The organism is Frankia sp. Hr75.2, assembly GCF_949319125.1.
Taxonomy (GTDB): Bacteria; Actinomycetota; Actinomycetes; order Frankiales; family Frankiaceae; genus Parafrankia; species Parafrankia soli.
Genome location: NZ_CASGGV010000081.1, coordinates 1 through 5,422, shown reverse-complemented (window position 1 = coordinate 5,422; position 5,422 = coordinate 1). Strand labels below are relative to the sequence as shown.

At 64.5% G+C, this 5,422-nt stretch carries 5 protein-coding genes; 2 read left to right on the top strand and 3 right to left on the bottom strand.

Going from position 1 to position 5,422, the window contains the following annotated elements:
• Positions 1 to 765: TIR domain-containing protein (locus AC559T_RS08100; protein WP_498868302.1), on the bottom strand; the 765-nt coding region annotated here is incomplete at its 3' end.
• Positions 766 to 1,035: 270 nt separating this feature from the next.
• Positions 1,036 to 1,680 (bottom strand): hypothetical protein, encoded by a 645-nt coding sequence (locus AC559T_RS08095; protein WP_498868301.1) that lies wholly within the window; start codon positions 1,678 to 1,680, stop codon positions 1,036 to 1,038.
• A 471-nt stretch (positions 1,681 to 2,151) separates the two neighbouring features.
• Between AC559T_RS08095 and AC559T_RS08090 the strand changes: the two genes are divergently transcribed.
• Positions 2,152 to 3,906 carry a toll/interleukin-1 receptor domain-containing protein gene (locus AC559T_RS08090; protein WP_498868300.1) on the top strand — a complete coding sequence of 585 codons (1,755 nt, stop codon included), beginning with the start codon at positions 2,152 to 2,154 and terminating at the stop codon, positions 3,904 to 3,906.
• Between the two features lie 32 nt (positions 3,907 to 3,938).
• Here AC559T_RS08090 and AC559T_RS08085 read toward each other — a convergent pair whose 3' ends face one another.
• Positions 3,939 to 5,099, bottom strand: coding sequence for an IS630 family transposase (locus AC559T_RS08085; protein WP_498868299.1), 1,161 nt, complete (start codon positions 5,097 to 5,099; stop codon positions 3,939 to 3,941).
• A 110-nt stretch (positions 5,100 to 5,209) separates the two neighbouring features.
• Here AC559T_RS08085 and AC559T_RS08080 point away from each other — a divergent pair.
• A partial coding sequence (locus tag AC559T_RS08080) for a PH domain-containing protein (RefSeq protein ID WP_498868298.1) occupies positions 5,210 to 5,422 on the top strand: 213 nt, incomplete at its 3' end.

Sequence of the window (5,422 nt, the reverse complement as noted above, 5' to 3'; positions counted from 1 at the left end):
AAAAAGGCTCATTGCACGTGCGGCCGTCACTCGTTGTTGTTCGCGGGCTGCCTCCCATTGCTCAACCGCTATGTTAGTGGCAACTAGCGCGGCGATGAGTAGAATTACGAGTAGGCCGGCAGTCACACTCGCTAGGCGCATAGCCTTGCGGTGAAGCCGGCGGTCCTCACTTTCCAAATCTTCCTTCGGCCGCCCATGGATCGGCGCGGCCAACGTCGCGACCTCGTGACGAAACCTGCTGTTGTGCCGGATCGAGAGGTTTTCAGAGCGGATGCCCCGCAGGTCGACCATGAGTGGCTCTGAGGTGAGCCAGCCTCTCGCCGACGGTGGCAGCAAGTCGGTGACTGACCAGTCAAAATCCTGATTACCTTCATTCCAGGCGACGTTGCCGCCAGTCAAGACGATCAATATGCGATCGCGATCTCTGTGCGCCCGCCACCACGCCACCTCTCTAGCGACCCATCTGGAAGCAGCGGCCTCTGGTGACGCCAGTAAAATGAAGTAGTCGGAGGCGGCCAAGGAATCTTCGATTGACGCCCAAAGATTTGGATTCGCCGACAAGCTTACCTTGTCGCGGAAGATTCGTAGCGCTCGCCTCCGGTACCATGGCCGCGCAAGCCGTTGAAGGCCACGTTCCAAAGCGGGGGCGAGTTCACCGTCAAGCGCATGACTGTAAGATATAAACGCATGATATCGTGCAATTGACGCTTTCGCGGTCGAAAGTCGGCTATGGCGACGCCGACGGAAACTCAAATTGATTGTCACATTCGCCCCCGTATGTGCCTTGCGGCCACCATATCATGAGGTGCCCAGAGGCTGCCTCGGGGAAACGGGGGCGGGCGCCAGGAACCCAGGGCCCCGGCAAGTTTGCGGACGTGCAGGCGATCGGTGCTGCCTGGGGTTTCTGGTGGGGCCGTGTAGCGAGAGGCTGACGCCCAACCGAGGCCCGAGTCAATTCCAGGCTTACAATTGGTCTGATGCGGTACCAAACCGCCAGTCCGAACCGTGCGGCAACCGGCAAGGCCGCGAGGGCCCTCAGCCGGGTGGAAACTCGCCGCCCATTATCGCTTGCACGTTAGTGACGCCGCTCAGTTCGCCGAAGCCGGCGGCATACCGGATCAGCCGGGCCTGCATCGAGGAAAGCTCCTGCCGGCATTCTTCGTCGTCTGGCCACGCCGATTCCAACTCGCCCGGATGCTCGTTCTCCCAGGCCTGTAGCCTCGGGTGCCACCTCGAAAGAAACGGCCGCAGCTCCTTGTTGAGCATGGCCACGGCAAGGTGCTCGACCGTCGGCGCGTTCCCTATCCGCCGGGACGGCTGCGCCTCGGCGAGGGTCTGCCGCGTAATTCCGAACAGCGCGTAGAGAGAGTTCATCGCCTCGCGTATCTTGCCGGTGCCCTGGTCCAGCGGCTGGAGTGAGACCCTGGTTACCATCTCGATGAACAGCCGCCAGGCGACCGCTTTATTGTCCTTGGTGACGACGAACTGCGCGTTACTGAACTGAGGAATCGACAGAGTCAGCTCGGTGAGCCGGATGCTACTAGCGTATCCGTGGATGACCAGCGCTGCCACACCGCCCGCAGTGGTGCCACACAGAATGAACAGGCTCTGGCCCTCGAGCCGGCTTCCCTGGTAGACGGCAAGCCCGGTTCCAGCACCGGCGAGCAAGCCAGTAACCACCGCCGTCCATCTACTCCGCGCCCAGTCCCGCAACATTTTTCGTCTCCCAGCTGCCGCACCGACGCTAGGAGCATACGTACCACAGCCTTGTCGAGGGACGCGGCATCGCTCGGCGAAGCGCGCCGGAAAAGGGGGCGGACAGCGAGCCACCCGAGGATGCGCCGTACGCCAGACCAGAAGTCAAAGCGGACCATCGAGACGCTCCGATGGCAACGACGGGCATGCGGTTCTCCAGGACGTGCGCGACACCAGCGGGCTCAGACAGGCCGGGGATCGGTGCGGGCGGCCATCCACCGCCCCCTGGAGCAACTACGCTCCGTGCGCGCCACCCACCGCAGCGTGTCCTGCCGTCGGAGGTCAACCAATGGGTTTGCGTGACCCGTAAACTGGCCCAGTGGCCAGCGCCAGGAACGAGACGCCGACGATGCTGGCGAGCCGGCCGACCGCCCCACGTGCATCCGAGGTGCCCTCGTGCAGGTCTTTCTTTCCTACAGCACAAAGGACAGAGATTTCGCGCGCAGGCTCGCGTCCGACCTGGAGCGCGCCCGGCTAGAGGTCTGGCTCGATGAGCACGCCCTTAAGGTCGGAACGGATCTATCCGCCATCGAAAGCGCGATCCGCAGCGCGGACTGCCTGGTGGTGGTGCTGTCGACAGGCTCCATCGGCTCGGAATGGGTCGAGCGCGAGCTGGATCTGGCCGAAAGGTCTGGCGTCCGCATCCTTCCGGTGCTCCTCGAGGATGTTCCCGGAGCCCGGGGCGCTCGTCTGTCCGCCCTGTCCCACGCGGATTTTCGCCGTCCCCAGGACTACCGGCGAGCAGTGCATCAGCTGCTCGCCACGATCGAAGGCCATGATGTTCGCCGCCGATTCTTGCGGGCCAAGGATGCCGTGGCGCTGGTCAAGGCGAGGTATAATCCACAGGGCGACTTGTTTGGCATCTCCCAACAGGGGGTAGCGACGCTGTACTCCTTGGCCAACGTATGGGACTGGGAGTTCGCGGATGTCGTCGACGGAACCAGCCGCCTTTGGATCACCGAGTTCTTCGACGAGGCTACGAACGTCATCAGGCCTTACGCCGTCGTGGACAGTGAGATCCATAAGCTCCCCGAGATGCACCTCTACGAAAAAGACCCCGAGTTTTCAGAGGGATCGGTAACCGTATTCTCCTGTGCATTCAACCATCTACATCCAGACCACCGAACGATCGAAAAGATAGACCCCAGTCACTTCACTAAAATCTCGCGCAGGTACTCATACTTCCGGCCGGTCGTCCTGGAACAGAATTTCGTCGACTCGACCGTGGCGGTTCGGGCCGCACTGGAATCGGCCTTCAATGCGCCGACCGGATCGATCGGCGGCAGCGACGACCTGTTCGTCCTTGCCAGACTCGAATGCGACAAGCACAATGGCGAGCTGCCTACGTGGATCATTGCTTTCTTTGACCCGACGCTGGCGGAGAGCGTGCGGTGTGTCGGCGTGGACGCGTCGACCGGGGTGGTCCGCGACCCTGGCATGAGGTCCGACATCCTAAATGCCGACTTCTTCTCCGTTCAGGTCGACGAGAAGAGCGGCGATTACGTACTGAGTCTGGCCCAGCAGATCCGGGCCATGGAAGGCCGCGTCTGGGACATACCGACTCAGGGTGACACCCGCCCTGCCAAGCTGACGTTCCAGGAGGCCATGCGGATGGCCGTCGAGCTACTGGGTGGCAGCGGCGAGGGCTCGCGGTGGCAGGTTGCCTTCCTCTCGAACACGGGTGTGGTGCGAACAGCATTGAGCCCAGCGATGTCCAGTGCGGGGACGGGACTCATGGCCCGAGGCGGCCGTGCGGGTCAGTGGGTGATCGAAGTCTGCGGGACGCAGCCGACCGCGGTCACCGAGCCTGATCGTCACGGCTTTGCCTATGAGTTCAAGCAGATAGTGTGCACGCGGTCGGAAGGTGCTGTGGAAATCCCCGACCAGGGCCATCTGGTACTGACGGCGGCACTGACGAGATCGCCGCTTCCCAGGGACCTGGTGGCGGCGCACGAGCGGGCCAGAAAACTCGCGGTCCGACAGGTGACCACCAGTTTCTACAGGATGTCGGTCGCGCTGAGCCGCACTCCGCCGGCGGCGGCATGGCACTTTCGCTTCTACGACACCGAGAACATCATCTCCCGGGTGACCGTGTCCATCGACGGTCGCCGGTTGCTCAAATCCAGCGGTTCGCCGCACGCCGAGAACTAAGTGGTCTGGCCCGTAAGTCCTTCGGGGGTTGATCAGGCGGCCTGTGGGGCTGAGGATTGTTCCTGTCGGTCGGGTGTGTGCCGGTCGAGTCTGGCCAGTAGATCGTCCAGGTCGGTGGTGGTGAACCTCCACTGGAGCGGCGCTGCGGTGGCGTTGTAGCGGTCCTCGAAGGCTCGGAGCCGGTCGGTGACCTGGGCCAGGTCGGTGAAGTCGTTGGGTGAGACAACTTTGCGTTGCACGACGGAGAAGAAGATCTCCACCTGGTTCAACCAGGAGGCGTGCACGGGGGTATGGACCATGACCGCGTTCGGGAACGCCGTGGTCAGGCGTCTGATCGCGGCGTTGCCGCGGTGGGAGGAGCCGTTGTCGACGATCCAGAAGACGCGTGTGGCGCTGGCGTAGGGCTCGCGGGTCATGACCTGGGTGACCAGGTTCATGAACGGGACGATCCCGGTGGTCGGTTCGCAGCGGCCGAAGACCTGCGCGCGGTGGACGTCCCAGGCGGCGAGGTAGGCGACGGCCCCACCGCGGTCGTACTCGTGGTTGACGCGCATCGCGCGGGCTTTGCCCGGCGCCAGGGTGGGGTGGCAGCGGGCCTGGATCGAGGTCTTCTCATCGCAGGAGACCACATATTCGTCGTCGCCCAGCGGTGTGCCGTCGAAGGTGCGGGCGTACAGGTCCAGAACGCGGGCGGCCTTCGGGCGGAACTCCGGGTCACGGACGAAGATCCAGGAACGGTACTGCCAGGGTTTGATCGAATCCTGGTCCAGCCACCGGCGCACCGTGGACGCGGACACCGCGTCGGCGACGCCGCGAGCGACCGCTTCACGGGCCAGTTCCGGGCACGACCAGCGCGCCAGCGGCGTGCGCGTCTCGGCGGGTAACTGGCACGCCAACGCCGTGACCTCGGCGACCTGCAACGGGGTGAACCGCGGCGGACGGCCGGATCGTTTGCGGTCAGCCAGACCCTCGACGCCCAGGTCAGCGAACCGGCCCCGCCAGGTACGTACCGTGTCGACCGTGGTGCGCACACGGACAGCGATCCGGGCGTTGGGCGTTCCACGGGCCGCCAGCAGCACGATCTCGGCGCGGACCCGGTCACGGTACGGGGTCTTGTGGCCGTAGGCCCTCGTCTTGAGACGGCGGCGCTCACCGGCACGCAACGTCACCGGGCGAGCGGAAAGCACGGGCATCAGGGGCATTCCACGCCCTACAGGTCCAGACGAGGGCACGACGATGCCCCATCGCCGGGCCGCACCCCGCGCGACACACCGTCATCGACCGGTCCGGCACGATGGGACCCATGGCCACCCCGCCGGAGTCGACCAAGGCGTCGCTGTCCCAGCGGCTACACGCCCACGCGGCCACCCGCTGGCCCCAACTCGCCGAGCTACGCCTCCGCTACCGCGGCCAGTTCGCCTACGTCGAGGGCCACCTCGCCGACGGCGAAACCATCCCGCTGATGCGGCTGCGCTACACCGGATCCGCCGCCCAGTGGGGATTCGCTCTCTACCTG